14 protein-coding genes are annotated in these 19,198 nt (G+C 41.4%); 7 read left to right on the plus strand and 7 right to left on the minus strand.

What is annotated here, in order from left to right; genetic code table 11:
* Positions 1–10: 10 nt before the first annotated feature.
* The 3 genes from thiL to AB1401_06465 form a co-directional block, all read right to left on the minus strand.
* Complete coding sequence (thiL, locus tag AB1401_06455; GenBank protein MEW6615093.1) at positions 11–1,021, minus strand: thiamine-phosphate kinase; 1,011 nt, start codon at positions 1,019–1,021, stop codon at positions 11–13.
* Positions 969–3,371: an endopeptidase La gene (lon, locus tag AB1401_06460; GenBank protein ID MEW6615094.1), complete on the minus strand. Its 2,403-nt coding sequence runs from the start codon at positions 3,369–3,371 to the stop codon at positions 969–971. The genes thiL and lon overlap by 53 nt, the downstream gene beginning before the upstream one ends.
* Before the next feature lie 122 nt (positions 3,372–3,493).
* A complete protein-coding gene (locus AB1401_06465; GenBank protein ID MEW6615095.1) occupies positions 3,494–5,395 on the minus strand; it encodes an ATP-dependent DNA helicase in 1,902 nt (633 codons plus the stop codon).
* Between the two features lie 123 nt (positions 5,396–5,518).
* Between AB1401_06465 and AB1401_06470 the strand changes: the two genes are divergently transcribed.
* Both AB1401_06470 and alaS read left to right on the plus strand, forming a co-directional pair.
* On the plus strand, positions 5,519–5,932 hold the full coding sequence (locus tag AB1401_06470; protein MEW6615096.1) for a single-stranded DNA-binding protein: 414 nt from the start codon (positions 5,519–5,521) through the stop codon (positions 5,930–5,932).
* Between the two features lie 155 nt (positions 5,933–6,087).
* Complete coding sequence (alaS, locus tag AB1401_06475) at positions 6,088–8,739, plus strand: alanine--tRNA ligase (protein MEW6615097.1); 2,652 nt, start codon at positions 6,088–6,090, stop codon at positions 8,737–8,739.
* On the opposite strand, the gene AB1401_06480 is transcribed toward alaS, so the two are convergent.
* Positions 8,732–9,490: an outer membrane protein assembly factor BamD gene (locus AB1401_06480; GenBank protein MEW6615098.1), complete on the minus strand. Its 759-nt coding sequence runs from the start codon at positions 9,488–9,490 to the stop codon at positions 8,732–8,734. The genes alaS and AB1401_06480 overlap by 8 nt on opposite strands.
* Positions 9,491–9,990: 500 nt before the next feature.
* Here AB1401_06480 and AB1401_06485 point away from each other — a divergent pair, with 500 nt between their 5' ends.
* The 5 genes from AB1401_06485 (at position 9,991) to AB1401_06505 (ending at position 17,102) form a co-directional block, all read left to right on the plus strand.
* Positions 9,991–10,878 carry an acyltransferase gene (locus AB1401_06485; GenBank protein MEW6615099.1) on the plus strand — a complete coding sequence of 296 codons (888 nt, stop codon included), beginning with the start codon at positions 9,991–9,993 and terminating at the stop codon, positions 10,876–10,878.
* A 232-nt stretch (positions 10,879–11,110) separates the two neighbouring features.
* Complete coding sequence (locus AB1401_06490) at positions 11,111–11,683, plus strand: DUF4390 domain-containing protein (protein ID MEW6615100.1); 573 nt, start codon at positions 11,111–11,113, stop codon at positions 11,681–11,683.
* A gap of 84 nt (positions 11,684–11,767) precedes the next feature.
* Positions 11,768–13,999: an ATP-binding protein gene (locus AB1401_06495; protein ID MEW6615101.1), complete on the plus strand. Its 2,232-nt coding sequence runs from the start codon at positions 11,768–11,770 to the stop codon at positions 13,997–13,999.
* Positions 14,000–14,023: 24 nt separating this feature from the next.
* Positions 14,024–15,385 carry a sigma-54 dependent transcriptional regulator gene (locus tag AB1401_06500; GenBank protein ID MEW6615102.1) on the plus strand — a complete coding sequence of 454 codons (1,362 nt, stop codon included), beginning with the start codon at positions 14,024–14,026 and terminating at the stop codon, positions 15,383–15,385.
* Between the two features lie 55 nt (positions 15,386–15,440).
* Complete coding sequence (locus AB1401_06505) at positions 15,441–17,102, plus strand: methylmalonyl-CoA mutase family protein (protein ID MEW6615103.1); 1,662 nt, start codon at positions 15,441–15,443, stop codon at positions 17,100–17,102.
* Positions 17,103–17,120: 18 nt separating this feature from the next.
* On the opposite strand, the gene AB1401_06510 is transcribed toward AB1401_06505, so the two are convergent.
* The 3 genes from AB1401_06510 to AB1401_06520 form a co-directional block, all read right to left on the minus strand.
* On the minus strand, positions 17,121–17,912 hold the full coding sequence (locus AB1401_06510; GenBank protein ID MEW6615104.1) for an alpha/beta fold hydrolase: 792 nt from the start codon (positions 17,910–17,912) through the stop codon (positions 17,121–17,123).
* 120 nt (positions 17,913–18,032) lie between these two features.
* Positions 18,033–18,431: a PA2779 family protein gene (locus AB1401_06515; GenBank protein ID MEW6615105.1), complete on the minus strand. Its 399-nt coding sequence runs from the start codon at positions 18,429–18,431 to the stop codon at positions 18,033–18,035.
* Positions 18,428–18,967, minus strand: a complete 540-nt coding sequence (locus tag AB1401_06520) for a tetratricopeptide repeat protein (GenBank protein MEW6615106.1) — start codon at positions 18,965–18,967, stop codon at positions 18,428–18,430. The genes AB1401_06515 and AB1401_06520 overlap by 4 nt, the downstream gene beginning before the upstream one ends.
* Between the last annotated feature and the right edge of the window lie 231 nt (positions 18,968–19,198).

The raw sequence follows: 19,198 nt of genomic DNA on the forward strand, positions 1-19,198 counted from the left end.
TGGATGAAGTTTACAAAAAATGATCGAAGCCTTTTTTTTCAACTGTGTATCTCTTCCCACTATCATCTAAAACCGTAATCCCTTCCTCTGGTTCTACAATCTCTCCAATATGGGTAACCTTAGTCTTAAATCTGTTTTTCATCCTGTTAAATAAGTTAATATTACCCTTATCAACGGTGAATAAAAGCTCATAGTCCTCTCCGCCACCGAGGGCTAAATCTATTGGTCTGTCGGTAAATTCACGGGAGACCTTTTGAAAGGCTTCCGAAGCAGGGAGTTTTTCCAACCAGATTTTTGCCCCCACTTTGCTTTGTTCACAGATATGCCCAAGGTCAGAGATAAGACCGTCGCTAATATCAATCATGGCCGAGGCAATGCGGTTCTCTGCAATCAACCTGCCTTCGGCTACCCTGGGAGTGGGGTTACAGTGCCTTTCCACTAAATCCTTAAATCTTTCCTCAATCCTGGATAGTTCTTTTCTATTCATGAGAATTTCAAACCCCAGAGCCGAATCTCCCAGCGTCCCCGTTACAAATACTTGATCTCCAACATGGGCATTATCACGATAGATTACATTGCCAGGAAAGGCTTCTCCCAGTAAAGTAATGTTAATGTTGAGCTTTTCTGGAGAAAAAGAGGTGTCGCCACCAACGACATGAGTTTGGAAGGAATTAGCGGTCTCCTTAATGCCATCTGCAAATTCATCGATAAATTCTACAGATATCTTTGGGGGAATGGCAAGGGAGACCAAGAAGAACTTTGGGGTTCCTCCCATAGCAGCGATATCACTAATATTAACTGCCAGGGACTTCTTTCCTAAATTATATGCAGATATAAACCTCAGGTCAAAATGAACATCTTCAATAAGGGAATCACTGGTGGAGAGCAGTAATCTTCCTTTTTGAATCTCAATAGCACAGGCATCATCGCCTATACCTTTAATGATATCTTGATGGGGGAAAGCGAGCTTAGTTTTTATTCTCTCTATCAGCCCGAATTCTCCCACCTCTTTGATTTCCAACTCTACTTCCCTTTAGAAGCGCTGCCTCTAGCACGTCATCCATCTTTTTAGCGAAAACAAAAGTAATCTTCTTTTTTATGTAGTTAGGGATATCATCCAGGTCTTTCCTGTTTCTCTCAGGAATAATTACAGTCCCAATCTTTGCCCGCAATGCAGCTAAAGTCTTCTCTTTCAACCCTCCAATTGGAAGCACTCTTCCTCTCAGGGTTATTTCACCTGTCATAGCTATATCCTTATTGACAGGGGTTTTTGAAAGGGCAGAGATTAAGGCAGTAGCCATAGTTACCCCTGCTGATGGACCGTCTTTGGGGATAGCCCCTGCCGGAATATGGATATGGGCATCCTGTTTTTTGTAGAAATCTTCGTCTAATTTCAACTCCTTTGCCTTTGAACGGGCATAGCTCAGGGCAGCCTGTGCAGATTCTTTCATTACATCTCCCAGTTGTCCGGTAAGGATTAAGTCCCCTTTCCCTTTCATGGTGGATGCTTCTATGTGCAAGATTTCCCCGCCTGCCTGTGTCCAGGCAAGGCCAGTCGCAACTCCAGCCTCACTTATTGCTTGCTCCTCTTCAGGCAGGTACACAGGTGTGCCCAGGTATTTGTGCAGGTTTCCTCTATTAACCCTGGAAACCCCTTTTTTCCCTTCAGCGATCCTTCGGGCTACTTTTCTACATATACTCGCAATCTCCCGTTCAAGGTTTCTAAGTCCGGCTTCTTGAGTATAGTGGGAAATTATCTGTAATATAGCTTCATTCGACATCTTCATATCTTTTTCTGTAATTCCGTTTTCTTCTAACTGTAGAGGGAGTAAAAACTTTAGCGCTATCTTTAACTTTTCTTCTTCTGTGTATCCTGAGAGAGTAATGACCTCCATTCGGTCTTTCAAGGCAGGGATGATTGGGTCTACGAGATTTGCAGTGGTAATAAACATAACATTTGAAAGATCAAAAGGGACATTCAGATAGTGGTCACTAAAAGCAAAGTTCTGCTCGGGATCCAAAACTTCTAAAAGGGCGGCAGAAGGGTCTCCCCGGAAATCTGCCCCCACTTTATCTATTTCATCCATCATGAAAACCGGATTATTTGATCCTGCTTGTTTGATGCTCTGAATTATCCGCCCTGGCAGTGCTCCTACATAGGTTCTTCTGTGTCCTCTAATCTCTGCTTCGTCTCTAACACCACCAAGGGATATCCTTGTAAACTTACGCCCTAAAGCCCTGGCAATGGATTTGCCCAACGATGTTTTTCCCACTCCTGGTGGGCCAACAAAGCAAAGGATAGGGCCTTTCTTCTTTTTGCTCAGCTTGCGGACACCCAGGTATTCCAGTATCCTTTCTTTAACCTTTTCTAAATTATAATGATCCTCATCCAGTACTTTTTTAGCAGCCTTTATATCGAGGTTGTCTTCGGTAATTATCTTCCAGGGAAGCTCTACCAGCCAATCAAGATAGGTTCTAACTATAGATGCCTCTGCTGCATCAGGGTGCATCTGTTCCAGCCTGTCCATCTGTTTGTTGGCTTCTTTCTCAACCTCTTTAGGCATCTTTGCCTTTTTGATCTTCTTCTTGAAGTCTATTATTTCTTTTGTCCTTTCATCTACATCTCCCAGTTCATTCTTGATTGCCCGAAGCTGTTCCCTCAGGAAGTAATCTCGCTGTGTCTTGGTCATTTCTTCTTTAGCCTGGGACTGTATCTTTGCCTGCATGCTTGAGAGCTCTACTTCTTTGCTTAAAAGCTCATTAACCTTTATGAGGCGATCAATAGGGTTAAAAATCTCCAGGACCTGCTGAGCTTCCTCAATCTTCAAATTCAGGTTTGAAGCCACCAGATCTGCCAGTCTTCCCGGGTCTTCAATATTATTAAGGATCATTACAACATCTGAAGACAACAAGCCTCTTAAAGAAAGTACCTTCTCACTGTGTTCCTTAACACTTCGCATCAGGGCTTCTGCCTCCAGGGGCAGTTCAGGCATAATCGGTTCCTTGATCGTATCGATATTCACCATGTAACAAGGTTTCTGTTGTATGTACTCAATTATACGCCCTCTCATTAAACCCTGAACCAGAATCTTTACCCTTCCGTCAGGGAGTTTTAGCATTCTCATAACCGTAGCCACCGTTCCCACAGAATAGATACTCTCGGGTTTCGGATCTTCAACCGTCGGGTCCTTCTGAGTAGCTAAGAATATCAAACGGTTTTTTGATAATGCCTCATCAACGGCCTTGATGGACCCTTCTCTACCTACAAACAATGGTACAATCATGTATGAAAATATGACGACGTCTCTGACAGGCAATAAGGGCAGGGTATCCGGAATCTCAACATCTTCTCTCTTTATATCATAATCCATGCTTCTCTCCGTTTAATCTCAGGGTATATGGGAATTGTCTGAAAAATCTGACGTACAGCAACTTGTATAGTAACCGGGCGCAACTTTCACCTATATATAATGATACTATCGGCAAAGTCAAGCTAATTGAAAAATTTTTTGATGTCATCTAAATTGTTTGTTATGGGACAATTGGGCAAATTATTGATAAATATTTCTCCGTACTCCCTTGTTAATATACGATTATCCAATATAGAAATAACCCCTCTGTCTTTTTTGTTTCTAATTAACCTGCCTATTCCCTGTTTCAATGTTATAATGGCCGATGGTAATTGATAATCAAGAAAGGGGGACCCTCCACTTCTTATGATATTTTCGATTCTGGCTTCAACTACGGGTTCCGAAGGGGAGGCGAAGGGTAACCTATCAATAATAACACAGCTCAGTGCCTCACCCTGAACATCCACCCCTTCCCAGAAACTATGGGTGGCTAATAATACAGAGTTGACGTCTCTTTTAAATTCCATAAGCAAATGAGACTTTGGCTTTTCCCCCTGGAGTAAAAGCAAAAAGTCCAGTCGTTCCCTTAACCTTTCATAGACCTCTTTCATGTTCTTATAACTTGTAAATAAAACAAATGCCCTTCCGGAGCTGATAGTCAGTATCTTTTCAATCTCCTCAGATATAGCATCAACAAATTTGGATGTATTCGGGTCAGGTATCCCTTTCGGCAGATAGAGAATAGCCTGTCTTTCATAATCGAAGTGGGAACTCAGGGATAATTCGTTGATATCCCCATGAAGCCCCAGGCGATTTTTAAAGTAACTAAAACTCTTATTGGTAGAAATCGTAGCAGAGGTGAAAATGATACATTTGAGGTTGCTGAACAGTCGGGTATTCAGCTCATAGGATACGTCAATGGGTGATGCATGGAGAAATATGCCCTTCCCTCTGTTTTCACACCAATAGACATACAGGGGGCTTTGAAGGGTAACAATAAAGGTTAATTGGTCTTTTATGTCTGATACCCTTTTGCTGCAAGCCCTGATTTCATCGGTTTTGTTCTCCAGACTGTTAAGCCTGGCAGAGATCAGATCCAGGCTATTTAAAATCTCGCCAAACTGCTTTAAGGTATTGTCATTAAGAATATCTTCCTTCAATCGGTATCTCGTTACAGTGCTTCCGAAGCTGTTAAAGAATTTCTCTTGTCTCTGCATTAAAGAATCCAGTCTTTGATTTATCCCTTTATCATTGATTTTACCCAATCCCAGCTTTCTCTGAATATCTCTGATCAGCTCTGCAAATCTAAAATTACTTATCATTATACCAAAGTAATTGGTAACCACATCTTCCAGTTGATGTGCCTCATCGAAGATTACTGCATCGTAGCCGGGTATTATTTCTCCAAAGCCGGACTTCTTTACCGCTAAATCTGCAAAGAAGAGATGGTGGTTTACGATAATAATGTCAGCAGCAGCAGCATGTTGTCGCATACGGGTAATAAAACAGGTGTCGAAAGTTTCACACTTTTGTCCTAAGCAAAGGTCACTCTTTGAACAGATATCATCCCAGAGGGGATAATCATCAGGCAGATTGTCAATTTCTGAGCGGTCTCCCGTCTCCGTGGTTGTTGCCCATTTTTTGATCTCTTCATGATGAGACAAATCTCCATCGAATCTCAGAAAGGGCTGGGCAGTGTATTGCCTGAAACGCCTCAGACAGAGATAGTTATTCCTTCCTTTCATATAGATAGCATTGAAATCAACAGGAAGGATCTCTTTTAAGAGAGGGATGTCTTTGAAATAGATTTGCTCCTGGAGGTTCTTTGTCCCAGAAGAGACAATAATCTTTTTGCCGCTTAAAATAGCAGGGATAAGGTACGCAATAGTCTTGCCAATCCCTGTTTCCGCTTCAACAAGCAGGTATTTATTGTTTTTTAAGGCATCGTTGGTAGCCTCAGACATCCTTATCTGCTCCGGACGGGACTCATAATTCGCTAACTTTTTAGAGAGGATACCCCAGGGCTCTAAGATTGAAACCGTCATTTATTATGCCTGACCTTTAATAAAATCTTTGGAATTTAGAGATAATTATGCTACAAATAATCCTAATTGAATTCTTACCTTTGTCAAGTTTTTTCCATTTTAGGCAGGAGTAGGGAGGGAGCCATGTCAGTAAACAAGGTAATACTAATTGGAAGATTGGGAGCCGACCCGGAAGTAAGATATACCAGCGACGGGACGGCTGTAGCTACTTTCCGCATAGCCACCACTAAGAGATGGTCCAATCAACAGGGGGAAAAGGAAGAGAAAACGGAGTGGCACCGTATCGTAGCATGGAGAAGACTGGGAGAGATATGCGGGGAATACCTGTCAAAAGGCAAGCAGGTTTATATTGAAGGCGAGTTGCAGACCCGTTCATGGGAAGATAAAGACGGCAACAAGAGATGGGCAACCGAAGTTGTTGCTTCCAACATGCAGATGTTAGGAAGCCCTGCTGACCAGGATAGAACCAGGAAGGATTTTGAGGGGAGTCCTAAACAGGATGCGGGTTTTGATACTGAGGATGATATACCTTTTTAAGTTGATCTGTTGACTGTTCACCGACGCAGTATTGTTAATTTTTTGGAATTAAAGCGGTACATTTAGTTAAATTTTGCAATAATTTTAATAATTGCCTGCCTTTGTGTTTTCTATCTGATGGTGTTCGCACATACGAAGGCATTTGTGAATTGGTAATGACTGGCAGTGAAATAAGACAAAGATTTTTGAAGTACTTTGAGAAAAAGGGACATGCGATAGTCGGCAGCTCCTCATTGATCCCCAAACAGGACCCGACCCTGCTCTTTACCAACGCGGGTATGGTTCAGTTTAAAGGGGTGTTTTTGGGGGAAGAGAAGATGGAATACCCCCGGGCAGTAACATCTCAAAAATGTGTTCGTGCAGGAGGCAAACACAATGATCTGGAAAACGTAGGAGTAACCGCCCGCCATCATACCTTCTTTGAAATGTTAGGCAACTTTTCTTTTGGTGATTATTTTAAGGAAGAGGCCATTGATATGAGCTGGGAGTTCCTGACCGGGGAATTGGGTCTTCCTCATGATGAGATGTGGATTACCGTGTTTAAGGATGATGATGAGGCTTCTGATATCTGGAGAGCTAGGGTTGGGGTACCAGATAGTAAGATTGTCAGGATGGGAGAAGAAGATAACTTCTGGGCAATGGGAGAGACGGGCCCCTGTGGTCCTTGTTCAGAGATCCTGATAGACCAGGGAGAGGGTGTGGGATGTGGAAAATCCACCTGTAAGGTGGGGTGTGATTGTGATAGATTCTTGGAGCTATGGAATTTAGTATTCATGCAATTTGACCGCAACTCAGAGGGAATATTGACTCCTCTTCCCAAGCCCAGCATTGATACAGGTATGGGACTGGAGAGGATAAGTGCTGTTGTTCAGGGGGTAAAGACCAACTATGACACCGACCTGTTTAAGGCATTGATTGGCATTGTGGAAGGACTTTCTGGCAGAAAATATGGTGACAACGAGAGGGATGATATTTCCATAAAGGTTATAGTAGATCATAGCCGGGCTATAACCTTCCTCATAGGGGACGGGGTACTACCTTCCAATGAGGGCAGAGGATATGTTCTCAGGCGTATTATGAGGAGGGCTGCCCGTCATGGGAAGCTGCTTGGTCTGGATAAACCCTTCTTGTATAAGGTCTCAGGTACTGTGGTGGATGTTATGAGGGAGGCTTATCCTGAACTTGCAGATGCAAGGAATTACATAGCCAAACTCACCCATAATGAAGAAGAACATTTCTCCCAAACCCTGAATAGCGGTCTTGCTATATTGAATGAAGAAATGGAAAGGTTAAGAGGCAGTGAGGAGAAACAAATTCCAGGCCATTTGCTTTTTAAACTCTACGATACTTACGGATTCCCGGCAGATCTGGCATATGAGGCGGCGAAGGATGCAGGATTTGTCCTAGATGAAAAAGGCTTTCAAAGTGCCATGAATGAACAGAGGCAAAGGGCAAAAGAATCCTGGAAGGGATCGGGAGAAGAAGAGATTTCTGAGATATATAAAAAGCTTGTCAAGAATAAGATTGAATCTTCCTTCTCCGGCTATGAAAGCAAAGGCTTCGACATATCAGGCTCCGTGTTGGCCATTATTAAGGATGGCAGGGAAGTGGAATCCGCCTATGAGGGGGATTATATTGAAGTTGTGACAAAACACACCCCTTTTTATGGGGAATCAGGGGGACAGATTGGGGATACCGGGGCAATCATAAACGATGTCCTTTTTTTTGAAGTAGAGGATACTTTGAGGCCCCTGCCAAATTTAATTGTTCATAGAGGTAAAATCAAAAAGGGTTCCGTTAAGAAGGATGACAGGGTATCTTTTAATCTTAATAAAGATAGGCGACAAAAGATTGCCCTCAATCACACAGCGACCCACCTACTCCACACTGCCTTACGGGAGGTAATGGGAGACCATGTGAAACAGTCAGGATCTCTTGTCGCTCCCGAAAGGCTTCGATTTGACTTTACTCACTTCTCTCAACTAACTAAGAGAGAGCTTCTTAGGATAGAGGAACTTGTCAACCAAAAGATTAGGGAAAACGTAGAGGTTGAAACCCATGTGATGCCAGTAACGAAGGCTTTAGAGAGCGGGGCTATAGCCCTTTTCGGGGAGAAATACAGCGGTGAGGTAAGGGTTGTAAACATACATGGTTATAGCAAAGAGCTCTGCGGGGGTACCCATACAAGGCGCACAGGGGATATTGGTATTTTTAAGATAATCAATGAGTCCGGTGTTGCCGCTGGTGTGAGGAGAATAGAAGCATTAACAGGTGAGGAGGCATTAGGGCATATAAACAAGGAAGAAGATACATTAAAAGAAGTCGGATTAATCCTGAAAGTCAGGAAAGATGAGATAATCGACAAATTAGAGAAGCTGCTCCGGCATAACAAAAATCTGGAGAAGGAAATAGAGTCTCTTCAAGGCAGATTCGCAAGCAGGCAATCAGAAGACCTGTTAGATCTGGTTAAGGATGTTGAAGGGATTAGGGTATTGTCTGCAAAGGTAAATATAGATAACCCAAAAGGCTTAAGGGAGTTGGCTGATAAATTGAAATGTCGGTTGAAATCAGGAATCATCCTCCTTGCCGGGCAAAAGGATAAAGATGTCATGTTAGTTCTTGTGGTTACAAAGGATATTACCAATAGATTTGATGCAGGCAGCATAATGAAAGAGATTGCCAAAATGGTTGGTGGTAGTGGTGGTGGTAGACCAGATATGGCTCAGGCCGGGGGAAACAAACTAAAAGGTCTCGATAAAGCACTGGGGAGTATTTATGAGATAGTTAAGAAAACTGTTTCTACCTGAGCTTTGCCAAAAGCTTCTTGGCTTTACTGTAATGCTCACTATTGGGGTAGTTTTCTACCAGATGAGTAAGCGCAGTTTTTGCTTTTTCTTTCTCCTCTAAGGACAGATAGGACTCTCCAATATAGAAGTATACCTTGTCTTTAATGCTGGATTTAGGAAAATTTTCCAAAATTCCATTGAGCCTGTAGAGGGCTGATTTGTACTTCTTTCTTTTAAAATAGAGATGCCCCACATAAAACTCACGCTGTGCCAACTTCTCTTTACATATTTCCAGTTCCTTCTGAGCTGAGCTTGCATAAGTGGTGGAAGGGTACCTGGAGATAAGATATTCAAATTGTTTGACAGCGTTTTCAGTGAATGTCTGATCCCTGTCTATGGGTAGAGTCTGTTTAAAATAAGACATGCCAGTCTGATATATGACGTAAGGGATAACGGGATTGGTGGGATGAAGTTTTCTGAAATCTTCATAATGAGCTATTGCCTCACCGTATTCCTTTTCGTGATAATAGGAGTCAGCTATCCTCAGCTCTGCTACAATGGAATATTTACTTAAAGGGTAATTGTCTCTCAGTTCCTCAAATGCCTCCCGTGCTTTTCTGTATTTTTCCTCTTGATAGTAAGTAAAAGCTTGATTAAACAACCCCTCAACGGTATTAACTTTCCTTTCTTTTGTCCAAAAACAGCTGGTTATCGATAATGATAGGGATAAGAACACGAACAAAAGGAGCCGTTTTCCAATTAATGCCTTCATGAATCTCCCTTCCTCCACCCAGTCTTTAGTCTGTCAATTAATCCAATGGGGTTTTATTGTATATATAGTTTGTTTGTAATAAAGTCAATACTAATTAAAGTTCATCCTGAAAAGTGAAAAAATTCCATTTGAAGCGAGCATCTGCCTGTGCTTTACCTGCCTGCTGCACCGGCGGGGCAGGCACACTCACAGGTAAACAAAGTTTTTTATTCAAGGCTCAATGGATGGTTATGGGGGTATTAAGTTTGCAACTAATCGAAAATACAGGCAAATTAATTTATTGAAATTTTAACTGCCGCCAGATTCTGATTGACAAAAATATTTATAGGTTTAGAATTTCTACAAAATATAAACGCAGTTTAATTGTCGTTATGCAGAAAATAAATGTCTGCCCTTCTAAAGAGGGAAAAGGACTCTGATCGGAAAACTAATTCTCTGCCAAAGGGCTTTTTCTACGGGCTCGTTAAGTATTAATCAATGTTGAAGGAGAGAAAGAGATAATGCTGAGTTTCTTGCCAGGTTTAGTTCGTGGGGTTTTGTCGATCTTAATGTATTTTATCAATACGGTTTTGGTTCCGATTCAGCTGGTTCCGCTAGCGCTTTTAAAACTGATTGTGCCTATCAATGCCTGGCGTAAGCTCTGTAACAGAATGCTGAACGGCATTGCCGGCAATTGGGTTTCTTTAAACAAGCTCAATCTACGGCTCATGAATAAAATTAACTGGGATGTAAGCGGTGTTGAAGACCTGAAACCCAATGAATGGTATCTTGTTGTAGCCAATCATCAGTCGTGGGTTGATATCCTCATTTTGCAAAATATATTTCACCGCAAGATCCCGTTCCTGAAATTCTTTGCGAAGAAACAAATGATCTGGGTACCGCTTGTCGGACTTGCCTGCTGGGCATTGGATTTCCCATTCATGAGACGTTATTCTGAGGACTACCTTCAAAAGCGCCCACATCTAAGGGGCAAGGATATGGAAATAACCCGGAGAGCCTGCGAAAAGTTCAAAACGATCCCTGTGTCCGTTATGAACTTTCTGGAAGGGACTCGCTTCACGGCAGAAAAACATCGAAAACAACAATCGCCGTATACCAACCTGTTAAAACCCAGGGCTGGAGGCATTGCTTTTGTGCTTGCTGCCATGGGGGAGCAGCTGCATCGCATCTTAGATGTAACCATCGTGTATCCACAAAATACTAAGAGCCTCTGGGCATTTCTCTGCGGCAAAGTCGATGAAATTAAAGTAAGGGTTCAATCATTCCCAATTCGTAAAGAAACAATAGGGGATTATTCCCAAGACATGGAATTCCGCAAACTATTCCAGAACTGGCTAAATACATTTTGGGCTGAAAAAGACAAATGTATAAACGCCTTGCTTCATTAGCCTCTGAATCATGTCCTGAAATTGCCGCCCGTCGAGGCTTTCCACAGAAGAAAGAAAAAGATGCCTCAAATTCTATATGCCGAAATATCTCAAGTATGATTGTAGCTATTCCGCGAGGTTTTTGGAGTACCAAATTTAACCTTGCTTTTTCACTGATTTTAGGCTATAAAAGATGCCAATAAGAAGGCTTGTTTGGTTTCAAAAACCTTAATAATACCAATGAGATATCTTGATGAAACCCTGTCGTTCTGCTCAAGCGTGTGTAGTCATTATACTACTGATCATTCTTTTTCTCCCAGCGAATGCCCTTTGTAAAAAAGCAAGAATTAAAGATGTAATTGTAACTAACACACCTAAGGACCTTCTGATCTATTTCTCTGTGGAAGGCTGTTTTACCAAAAAAATGGAAGAGGCAATCCTCAATGGTATCTCAACTACCTTTACGTTTTTTATTGATTTATATCACCCTCGTAGTTTCTGGTTTGATAAAACCCTTGCAACGATTACTGTTAGACACACTATTGTTTATAATAACCTTAGGAATGAATTCATAGTTACTCTCAATTCAAAAGATAAAAAAGAGTTAATTTTAAAAGACTTTTTAGAAGCCAAAAAGGCAATGGCAGAGGTGGATGGGATTACTGTTATACCTATGAGTTCTTTAAAAAAGAACAATAAATATTATGTGAGGATAAAGGCAAAACTGGACACTATAAGACTTCCATTTTTTCTCGATTATGTGTTATTCTTTGTTTCTCTGTGGGACTTTGAGACCGACTGGTATACTGAGTCGTTTATTTATTGAGAAATAATGTAACTATTCAGGTTCAAAGTTCCAAGATTCACGGCTCAAGGTTAGAGAGTGATGAAATAAACCTAGGGTGAGCAAATGGTAAATAGAGATTCTTCAAGGATTAACATTCAGGAATTGAAAAGGCGAAAACGCGAACGTTATATAATTTTGTTTACAACCGTTCTGGTTATCTTCCTTACATTTCTGGGAATATACTCATCAAAAATAAGCAATCAACTTCCCATTGCCAATAATATATTGGTCTTCGGGTTAATAAATATAAATGTGATTTTGCTGCTCCTTATAGCTTTTCTGGTTGTAAGGAACATTGTAAAACTGGTTTTCGAAAGAAAGAAAAACATACTCGGTTCGAAACTGCGCACCAAATTTGTTGTAGCCTTCGTTAGTCTGTCTATCGTCCCAACTGTTCTATTGTTTTTTGTGGCAGCCGGGTTCATAACCAACAGCATTGAAAACTGGTTTAGTATTCAAGTTGAAAACTCTCTTCAAGAGTCTCTTACAGTCGCGCAGGCATATTATCAGAATTCTGGGAATAACGCCGTATATTATGCAAAACAGATAAGTCAGGGTATAGCAGAAAATAGACTTTTAGCCCGGGGAGAACAGGAGTCTCTGGGGAGGTTTATCAAATCCAAACTGGGTCAATACAACCTGGGAGCAATAGAGGTGTTTTCAGACAAAAAAGAAGGGTTGGCAAAGGCAGTTAATAATGAAATACCTTTTGAAAATTTCCCTATGGAAGACTCAAAACTGGTACAGGAAGGATTGAAAGGAGAGAGTACTACCAAGATTCAATCAGCAGGTAAGGGGGAACTGATCAGAGGGGTAGTCCCTGTCTATCTTGCAGGGAAAGATGAAAAACCTGTCGGAGTGGTAATAGTAAATTATTTTGTGCCTCTGAGCCTGGTTGCTAAAATGGCAGAGATATCTTCAACCTTTGCAGAATATAAACAGCTTAAAATGCTAAAAAATCCTATCAAGACAAGTTACTTTATAACCCTCTCAATAGTTACTCTACTTATAATATTTTCAGCTATATGGTTTGGTTTTTACCTGGCAAAAGAGATTACAGTGCCAGTCCAAAAATTAGCAAATGGGATACACGAGGTTGCGAATGGGAATCTGGACCTGCATATAGAAGCTGGCACCGATGATGAGATTGGAAGTTTAATGAACTCGTTTAACAAGATGACGCTTGATCTCAAGGCCAGTAAATCAATGCTTGAAGAAGCAAATATTGGATTGAAAAACACCAATATAGAACTTGATCAACGTAGAATATACATGGAGATACTATTAAAAAATGTAGGCGCTGGTGTTATTTCTATTGACAAGGAAGACAGGGTTAGTACCATAAACAAATCGGCAGAAAAGATGTTTGGAATAAAGGCTGAACGTGCAATAAACAGACCATATAATGAGGTGTTTGCTTCCGAATATCTGAATGAGGTGAAAAAACTGTTGGAAGAGGTAACTGGCTCTATCGGCGGGACTATTAAGAGACAGATAAGATTGTCTTTGCCAGAGGAAACCTTGACTTTACTGATAAGTGTTGCTGTGCTAAAAGATGAGGATAGAAACTATATGGGGTTGGTGGTGGTCTTTGATGATTTGACCCGACTACAAAAAGCACAAAGAGCAGAAGCATGGCGGGAGGTGGCTCGGCGCATAGCCCATGAGATTAAGAATCCCCTTACCCCTATAAAACTCTCTGCCCAGCGATTAAGGAAAAGGTATTTAAATAAATTTTCTGAGAATGGTAAGGTTTTTGATGAATGCACAAAGACAATAATTGACCAAGTGGAAGACTTAAAAGGCTTGGTAAATGAGTTTTCGAATTTTGCCCGCTTGCCCTCAACCAACCTTTACCCAAATGATATAAATAAGATAATTAAAGATACCCTGGTTCTGTATCAGGAAGCCCATAGTAATATAAAATTTGAATTTAAAGAGGGTAAGCATGTTCCGATCTTTGATATGGACAGAGAACAGATTAGAAGAGTAATAATTAACCTACTGGATAATTCTGTTGATTCTATTGAAAAAAAGGGAACGGTTGTCATAGAGACATTTTATGATGATGCCCTTCAGGTAGCCAGGATAGAAATTGCTGATACCGGTTGTGGAATTCCTCAAGAGGAAAAGTCAAGACTATTTGAACCTTATTTTTCTACAAAGAAGTCAGGAACTGGATTAGGTTTATCGATAGTCAATACGATAGTTTCTGACCATAACGGGTATATAAGGGTAAAAGAAAACTACCCTAAGGGATCAAGGTTTATAGTTGAGTTGCCAATTAGGGTTTAAAAAAAGGATATGGACAAGCTTACCATGAAAAAGAGTATCTTGATAGTTGACGATGAAGAAGGTATAAGGAAATCTTTAAGCGGGATATTAAAAGACGAGGGTTTCAATGTGTCTCTGGCTAGCGATGGAATGGAGGCTATCCAGAAGGTTGATAAGGAGAGGCCTGATTTAGCGCTTCTCGACATCTGGATGCCTGGACTTGATGGTATCGAGGTTTTGAAAAGGATAAAAGCAATGTCTCCGAAGCTGGTGGTTATTATGATTTCAGGACACGGTACGATAGAGACGGCAGTTAAGGCGACAAAACTAGGGGCATATGACTTTATTGAGAAACCACTATCCCTGGAGAAAGTCGTCTTAACAATAAACCATGCCCTCAGTTTCCAGCGATTGGAAAAGGAAAATGAGATTCTGCGCGAGAAGATTCACAAGGGGTATGAAATAATAGGCAACAGTGAAGCGATTACAAAACTAAAACAGCAGATTGCAGTAGCTGCCCCAACCAATGGGTGGATTTTAATATCAGGAGAAAATGGAACAGGAAAGGAATTGGTAGCCCGTTCAATCCACAGGAAGAGTCTCAGGGCCGATAATCCATTTGTTGAAGTAAACTGTGCTGCAATTCCGGAAGAATTGATTGAAAGCGAGTTGTTTGGCCACGAAAAAGGTGCCTTCACAGGGGCGTCTTTTCAAAAGAAGGGTAAGTTCGACCTGGCCAATGGAGGCACTATCTTTCTGGATGAGATAGCTGATATGAGTTTGAAAACTCAGGCAAAGATACTGAGGATTCTCCAGGAACAGAAGTTTGAACGGGTAGGTGGAACTAAGAGCATCAGCATAGATGTTAGGGTAATCGCTGCTACCAATAAGGATTTAAAGAAAGAGATGGATACTGGAACCTTTAGGGAAGACCTCTATTATAGGTTGAATGTTATTCCCCTCGAGGTTCCTCCTCTTAGGGAAAGAAGGGAAGATATACCCCTGTTGGTATCGCAATTTTTCAGGGAGTTTTGTACAGAGAATGGGAAAGAGCCAAAAGAGATTTCAAAGGAAGCTTTAGATATACTGATAGGGTATGACTGGCCCGGTAATGTTCGGGAATTAAAAAATGTTATTGAGAGGCTAGTGATTATGACCCCCGGGATAGTAATCGTGGCAGAAGACATCCCAGCTTCGATAACAGGAGAGTTAAGGACAGAGGGGAAGGATTTGCTTTTTCAGCATAAGTCCTTGAAGGTTGCAAGGGATGAATTTGAAAGACTATTTATTAAAGAAAAGCTGAAGAGCTTTGGTGATAATGTGTCCGAAACAGCCCATGCTATAGGTATTGAAAGAACCCACCTGCACAGAAAAATCAAAAGCCTGGGCATAGAGATGGAAAGATAGCATAAAGTTGTTCTGCAGACCCCGCTAGAAAAAATGAAGGATTGGAGGACCTAAAATGGATTCTGGACATTCAGATTTAAGAAAAGAACTTGGCATATGGAATGCTGAAGTAGAGAAGACTATCAGTAAATCTCCGGAAAGGAAGGGAAAATTTGAGAGTACTTCTGGTATTGAACTTAAAAGAATCTTTACCCCTCTTGACATAGAGGATATAAATTACATTAATGATATAGGGTTCCCTGGCGGATATCCATTCACAAGAGGGGTTCAGCCTACAATGTACCGTGGAAGATTCTGGACCATGAGGCAGTATGCAGGATTTGGCACTGCAGAGGATACAAATAAACGTTATAAGTATTTACTGGAGCAAGGCCAAACCGGGTTAAGTGTTGCCTTTGACTTACCCACCCAAATAGGTTATGACTCAGATCACCCGTTGAGTTTAGGTGAAGTGGGCAAATGTGGCGTTGCGATTGACTCTTTGGCAGATATGGAGACCCTGTTTGATGGGATTCCCCTGGATAAGGTGAGTACCTCCATGACTATCAACTCTACGGCGGCTGTTCTGCTGGCTATGTACATAGGAGTAGCTGAGAAACAGGGTGTAGCTTTAGACAAACTAAACGGTACTATCCAAAATGATATTCTAAAGGAGTACGTAGCCAGAGGGACATATATATATCCACCAAAAGAGTCGATGAGGATAATTACAGACATATTTGCATTTTGTAAAAATACTGTGCCGCGTTGGAACACCATTAGTATCAGCGGTTACCATATCAGGGAAGCCGGGTCTTCAGCGGTTCAAGAAGTTGCCTTTACGTTAGCAAATGGTATAACTTATGTAGAAGCGGCTATTCAGGCTGGCCTCAACGTGGACGATTTTGCTTCTCGCCTGTCCTTCTTCTTCAATTCCCACAACAATATCATTGAAGAAGTAGCTAAGTTCAGGGCAGCAAGGAAGCTATGGGCAAAGATAATGAAGGAGAGGTTTAAGGCTAAGAAAGATAAATCATGCACTCTAAGATTTCACACCCAGACAGCCGGTTGCACCCTTACTGCTCAGCAACCAATCAATAATATAGTCAGGGTTGCATTTCAGGCATTAGCCGCTGTTTTAGGAGGAACCCAATCTCTTCATACCAATTCCTTCGACGAGGCACTGGCATTACCATCTGAAGACGCAGTTCGGACTGCCCTTCGAACCCAGCAGATTATTGCCTATGAGAGCGGTGTAGCTGATATAGTGGATTGTCTGGCTGGTTCTTATGCCGTTGAATCGTTAACAGAAACTATTGAGAAAAAAGCCTCAGAATATATTGAGAAGATAGATTCCATTGGTGGGGCAATAAAGGCGATAGAAGCAGGATATATGCAAAAAGAGATAAGCGATAGCGCCTATCATTATCAGATGGATGTAGAAAAGAAAGAGAGTATAATTGTTGGATTAAATCAATTCGTAATAGAAGATAAAGCGCCAACCAATCTCTTAAGGGTTAATCCAGAGGTGGGAAGGATACAACAGGAGAAATTAGAGAAAGTAAAGACCAGCAGGGACAACACAATAGTTAATAAAACACTCAAAGACTTAGAAGATGCCGCAAAGGGGGAAGAAAATTTAATGCCAATCATACTGGATGCTGTGAGGAACTATGCCACCCTGGGTGAAATTGCGGATATTTTCAGGGGTGTTTTTGGTGAATATCGTGAGGCATAATAATAGACAGGCACTTGCTCAAAGGGATTTCCGTTTGGGCAATAGCCTGTTAACTTTTTTTAACCATTCAAGGGCACCATTGATTGCTCTTTCATCTGTTCTAATTCTGTGAATAGCCCCTTCAATTATTGATATATCTTTGGGGTCTTTGGCTTTTTCATAGAGCCTTTTTGCATGGCTTATATCAAGCAGTTCGTCATCAGTTCCATGGATTATAAGCACATGCCTGGGGGAAATCCTGCCAACCCATTTTAGGGGGCTGATCTCATTAAAACCAGTTAGCCATTCCTTAACAGAGGGGGGATAATCTTTATCACGTATTATCCCAACTTCCCTAGCTTGGTTTAAGAACAATAGGGCATCTTCTGGTTTTGAGATAAATCTGAAGTCTGACGGACATGCGCATGTTACTAAAGAGAAAATCCGCGGATCATGAGCAGTCACATAAACAGCGACTGCTGCACCCCCACTGAACCCCATTAATGATACATGTTTTTTGTTTACCCCAGGATGATCAAAGAATAAATCTATCATAGAAGTTAAGTCTCGGGTCCAGCCAAGGATGTCAAAATTACCATCGCTTTCGCCCGTACCTCTGAAATTAAAGATTAGGGAAGCAAAGCCCTCCATACAGAATCTTTCTGCAAGGAGTTGATAACCTCTGTCTGTTGGATCCTTGATCCGTCCAGGGATGCCATGACACAGGCAAATAGCTGGATAGTGTGTCTTTTGGTTGGCTTTGGGAAGATAAACCTCTCCCCTTATACGCAGGCCGTCCACAATCCGGCAAACTTTCTCTTTGATCATCATGTTGTACCTTCCATTTTCCGTTCGATATGATTTTCGTTTAGCCCAATAATTCTGTCGATTCACGGTAAGCCACTTCCGACGGTCTCATTTTCCCCTCCCGTATTGGCACTTATCGTTCTTCTACTTTATTATAACCTTATGTCCTGTCAAGTGCAATAATATGACAACCAGTATAGCTATCACAAGAATTGCAATCACCACACCGAGACCATCACCACCGACCTTCAGATCATCAAGCTGAAGGGCAAGCTTATGTATCTGATAGTCACTGAGCTGCGAGAGCCTGTTACTAATTTCATCCTGTGTGAAGCCCAATTTTTCAAGTCTTTCCTTTATTATCTTTGTTTCCAAAACCTTCTGTACACCCTCCATATCTGAGGCTCTAGCAGCCTTTGTAATGACCACTGCCTCTGAGGAAGCAAAAGAAGCCTCAACCCTGGGAACAATACCAATAATAAACATGGCAAAAACAAGATACCATACGACCTGCTTCATGAATGGCATTCTCATCATTCTCATTTTTCTATTATCCTTTCATCGTTTAGTTTTTTTAGTTCTTCTATTCTTTTTAACGTATCCCTGTAAATATTATCTCTTGAGGGATTGATATCCATAGCCTTCAAAACAAGTCTTTCAGCCTCCTCGAGATTCTCTTTCTTCGTGTAGTAAAGCCAGGCCAGATTATTATAGGCATCAGCGTTTTGGATGTCTTTTCTGATTGCTTCACGATAATTTTTCTCTGCCTTATAAAGTTCTCCCTTCTGAAAATAGACATTTCCGAGATAGAGATATGCTAGGGGCAGTTTTTTTGCTGCCAGCTTGTATTCCTTTATCGCGGGATCAAGTTCACCTTTCTTCTCATAGGCAACTCCTAGAGTTAGGTGTTCCTCCGGCGCAAGTGGATCATCGAGCACGATGATTCTTGGTAGGCTGCAACCGGGAAAAACTATAAAATAGCAGGCAGCAAACAACAGGGAGACAAATACATAATTTCTGTGGCTTACGGTGCTTGTTTTGGCTTTATCAGTAACGCCCAAAAATCTGTCCTTTCCCATAATTTCAGAAAATCTTCTTCTCGGATAAATTTATGCCAGTTCCTCCCTGAATTGACGATTACACAATTTTCATTATAGCCTACTATTACCATAAAATGGTTCTGTTAGTACACCCAAAATCCGTAATCCACAAGGACTATGACCGGATACCCCAGATCAATATTCTCTTTAATAGATTTGATGTTACCCTTGGACTGGACAACATCCAGCTTGTTTTTCATAAGAAGCTGG

The sequence above is a fragment of the Thermodesulfobacteriota bacterium genome (assembly GCA_040757775.1).
In the GTDB taxonomy this organism is placed as follows: Bacteria; Desulfobacterota; UBA8473; order UBA8473; family UBA8473; genus UBA8473.

Excerpts from the sequence above, each read along its gene's own strand:
- AB1401_06500 (MEW6615102.1), top strand. The coding sequence starts at position 14,024 with ATGAAAAAGAGTATCTTGATAGTTGACGATGAAGAAGGTATAAGGAAA.
- AB1401_06515 (MEW6615105.1), bottom strand. The coding sequence starts at position 18,431 with ATGAGAATGATGAGAATGCCATTCATGAAGCAGGTCGTATGGTATCTT.
- AB1401_06470 (MEW6615096.1), top strand. The coding sequence starts at position 5,519 with ATGTCAGTAAACAAGGTAATACTAATTGGAAGATTGGGAGCCGACCCG.
- AB1401_06485 (MEW6615099.1), top strand. The coding sequence starts at position 9,991 with ATGCTGAGTTTCTTGCCAGGTTTAGTTCGTGGGGTTTTGTCGATCTTA.
- AB1401_06520 (MEW6615106.1), bottom strand. The coding sequence starts at position 18,967 with ATGGGAAAGGACAGATTTTTGGGCGTTACTGATAAAGCCAAAACAAGC.
- AB1401_06510 (MEW6615104.1), bottom strand. The coding sequence starts at position 17,912 with ATGATGATCAAAGAGAAAGTTTGCCGGATTGTGGACGGCCTGCGTATA.
- AB1401_06465 (MEW6615095.1), bottom strand. The coding sequence starts at position 5,395 with ATGACGGTTTCAATCTTAGAGCCCTGGGGTATCCTCTCTAAAAAGTTA.
- AB1401_06495 (MEW6615101.1), top strand. The coding sequence starts at position 11,768 with ATGGTAAATAGAGATTCTTCAAGGATTAACATTCAGGAATTGAAAAGG.
- AB1401_06490 (MEW6615100.1), top strand. The coding sequence starts at position 11,111 with ATGAAACCCTGTCGTTCTGCTCAAGCGTGTGTAGTCATTATACTACTG.
- lon (MEW6615094.1), bottom strand. The coding sequence starts at position 3,371 with ATGGATTATGATATAAAGAGAGAAGATGTTGAGATTCCGGATACCCTG.
- alaS (MEW6615097.1), top strand. The coding sequence starts at position 6,088 with ATGACTGGCAGTGAAATAAGACAAAGATTTTTGAAGTACTTTGAGAAA.
- AB1401_06505 (MEW6615103.1), top strand. The coding sequence starts at position 15,441 with ATGGATTCTGGACATTCAGATTTAAGAAAAGAACTTGGCATATGGAAT.
- AB1401_06480 (MEW6615098.1), bottom strand. The coding sequence starts at position 9,490 with ATGAAGGCATTAATTGGAAAACGGCTCCTTTTGTTCGTGTTCTTATCC.